The sequence below is a fragment of the Roseateles sp. genome, assembly GCF_036404855.1.
Lineage (GTDB): Bacteria > Pseudomonadota > Gammaproteobacteria > Burkholderiales > Burkholderiaceae_C > Pelomonas.
This window is the reverse complement of the sequence record NZ_DASWYS010000253.1, coordinates 1-3,119: the sequence shown is the minus strand read 5'-3', so window position 1 is coordinate 3,119 and position 3,119 is coordinate 1. Positions and strand designations below refer to the sequence as shown.

The following is a 3,119-nucleotide window of genomic DNA, read 5'->3' as shown; positions in this document are numbered from 1 at the left end:
CTGTCCACCGCTTCGTGCCAGTCGTCCATCACGTACATCGACGGTGACAAGGGCGAGCTGCTGTACCGCGGCTACCCCATCGAGCAGCTCGCGGTGAACTGCGACTACCTTGAGACCTGCTATCTGCTGCTGTACGGAGAGCTGCCCAACGAAAGCCAGAAGGCGGCCTTCGAAGACAAGGTCACTCGTCACACGATGGTGAACGAGCAGATGCAGTTCTTCCTGCGCGGCTTCCGCCGTGACGCGCACCCGATGGCCGTCATGACGGGCCTGGTGGGTGCGATGTCGGCCTTCTATCACGACAGCACCGACATCAATAACCCCGAGCACCGCGAGATCGCGGCGATCCGCCTGATCGCCAAGATGCCCACGCTCGTGGCCATGGCCTACAAGTACACCATCGGCCAGCCTTACATCTACCCGAAGAACGATCTCTCGTACGCCGGCAACTTCATGCGCATGATGTTTGCCACGCCCTGCGAGGACTACAAGCCCAACGACGTGCTGGTGCGCGCGATGGATCGCATCTTCACGCTGCACGCCGATCACGAGCAGAACGCGTCCACCTCGACGGTGCGCCTGTGCGGCTCTTCGGGCACCAACCCGTTCGCGGCCATCGCGGCCGGCGTTGCCTGCCTGTGGGGCCCCGCCCACGGCGGCGCCAACGAGGCCTGCCTGAACATGCTGGGTGACATCCAGAAGCAGGGCGGCGTGGCCCGCATTGGCGATTTCATCAGCAAGGTCAAGGACAAGAACTCCGGCGTCAAGCTGATGGGCTTTGGTCACCGGGTCTACAAGAATTACGACCCGCGCGCCAAGCTGATGCGCGAGACCTGCCACGAAGTGCTGGCCGAACTGGGTCTGCAGAACGACCCGCTGTTCGAGCTGGCCATGAAGCTGGAACAGATTGCACTGGAAGACGAGTACTTCGTCGCTCGCAAGCTCTACCCGAACGTGGACTTCTACTCGGGCATCGTGCAGCGCGCCATCGGCATCCCCGTGCCGCTGTTCACTGCCATCTTCGCGCTCGCCCGCACGGTCGGCTGGATCGCTCAGCTCAATGAGATGATCGGCGACCCCGAGTACAAGATCGGCCGCCCGCGCCAGCTCTTCGTCGGCGCCACGGCGCGCGACGTGAAGCCCATCGCTCAGCGTTGATGGTCGGCTGATCGCCTCTCGCCTCATCCGCGAACCCCTCGGTCACCCCGAGGGGTTTCTTGCTTTTGGAGACTTGATGACCGCACCAGAGATCCTTGTCCTCGGCAGCGTCAACCGCGATCTCATCGTGCATGCGCCGCGCCTGCCCCTGCCGGGCGAGACGCTGCGCGGTCAGCGGTTCGGCTCCTGCCTGGGGGGCAAGGGCGCCAACCAGGCGGTGGCAGCGGCGCGGCTGGGAGCGCGCGTGGCCTTGGCCGCTCGCGTGGGCCTGCTGGAGAACGGTGCGGCCATGGTGGCGCAGCTGGCGGGGGAGGGCGTCGATGTGCGCGCCATCGCCCAGCCCGCCGGCGAGGTACCCGGCGTGGCGCTGATCGTCGTCGGTGCCGAGGATGCGGAGAACCAGATCGTCACCGTCGCCGGCTCCAACGGCACGCTGCCGCTGGAGCAGGTCGAAGCGCTCGAGCTGACCGGCCTGCGCTGGCTGGTGGCCCAGCAGGAGCTGCCGCTGGCGAGCGTCGCCCGCGCCTTCGAGCGGGCCCACGCGGCCGGCGTGAAGACCCTGCTGAACGCAGCGCCCTTCCGGCCCGGCTGCGAAGCCTTGCTGCCCCATGTCGACCTGCTGGTCGTCAATGCGCTGGAGGCCCAGGCCCTGGTGACGCCCAGGGACGGCGAGGCGGCCGATCCCGAGACGCTGGCCCGAGCCCTGCGTGCCAAGGGACCGGTTGCCGTGCTCGTGTCCCTGGGCGCCGACGGCCTGTGCTGGGTCGACGCGCAAGGCACCCGACGCGTGCCCGCGCGACCCGTGAAGGCCGTCGACACCGTCGGCGCTGGCGATACCCTTGTCGGCGCGCTCGTCACCGCCTTGGCCGAAGGGCAGCCCATCGAACGCGCACTGTCCTTTGCCCAGGCCGCCGCCGCCATTGCAGTGTCGCGCCCCGGCGTGCAGGACGCGATGCCGCGTCGTGCCGAAGTCGAACAACTGCTCAAGAACTGAATCACCAGGAGAACAAGAGATGTCCCAGACCCTGCTGCTGCCCCGCTGGCTGCTGACCATGAAGCCCGGCGAGAACACGCTGGAGCACCACGCGCTGCTGATCGACGGCGAGCGCATCGCCGCCATCGGCCCGCGCGAGACGCTCCTGGCCCAGTACCCGCAGGCCGAGCGCGTCGAGCTGCCCGAGCAGATCCTCATTCCGGGCCTCATCAACGGCCACGCGCATTCCGCCATGACGCTGCTGCGCGGCGTCGCCGACGACGTGCCGCTGATGGACTGGCTGCAGAACCACATCTGGCCGCTGGAGAAGAAGTGGGTCAGCGAGGACTGGACCTACCTCGGCTCCAAGCTGGCGGCAGCCGAAGGCCTGCGCAGCGGCACGACCTACATCAACGACATGTACTTCTTCCCGACCGCCATGGCCCGCGCCGCCCTGGATTCGGGCGTGCGTGCCGCCGTGTCGATGAACGTCATCGACTTCCCGACCGGCTATGCGTCGGGCCCCGACGACTACATCGCCAAGGGCGTGGCCGCCTACGAGCAGTACAAGGGCGAGACGCTGCTGGACTGGACCAGCGCGCCGCACGCGCCCTACACCGTGTCCGATGAGACCTTCATCAAGCTGCGCGACCTGGCGGAGAAGCTGGACATCCAGATGCACTGCCACATCCACGAGACGGCGGGCGAGGTGGAAGACGGCATCAAGGCGCACGGCGTGCGCCCCATCGCCCGCCTGGACAAACTGGGCCTGTTCAGCGAGCGCATGATCGCCGTGCACATGGTCCACCTCAACGGGGCTGAGATCGAGCTGATGGCGAAGAAGGGCGTGCACCTGGTGCACAACCCCAACTCCAACCTGAAGCTGGCCTCGGGCGTCATGCCCTTGAAGGCGCTGGAAGCCGCCGGCGTCAATACCATCCTCGGCACCGATGGCGCCGCGTCCAACAACCGCCTGGACATGTTCGGC

General features: G+C 67.1%; 3 protein-coding genes. All 3 read left to right on the top strand.

All coding sequences use genetic code 11. The annotated features are described in order from the left end of the window. A partial coding sequence (gene gltA / locus VGF12_RS16600; RefSeq protein WP_331177155.1) for a citrate synthase occupies nucleotides 1-1,158 on the top strand: 1,158 nt, incomplete at its 5' end. A gap of 76 nt (nucleotides 1,159-1,234) precedes the next feature. Next, nucleotides 1,235-2,152 (top strand): ribokinase, encoded by a 918-nt coding sequence (locus VGF12_RS16595; RefSeq protein WP_331177154.1) that lies wholly within the window; start codon nucleotides 1,235-1,237, stop codon nucleotides 2,150-2,152. Nucleotides 2,153-2,171: 19 nt separating this feature from the next. After that, nucleotides 2,172-3,119: amidohydrolase family protein (locus tag VGF12_RS16590; protein ID WP_331177153.1), on the top strand; the 948-nt coding region annotated here is incomplete at its 3' end.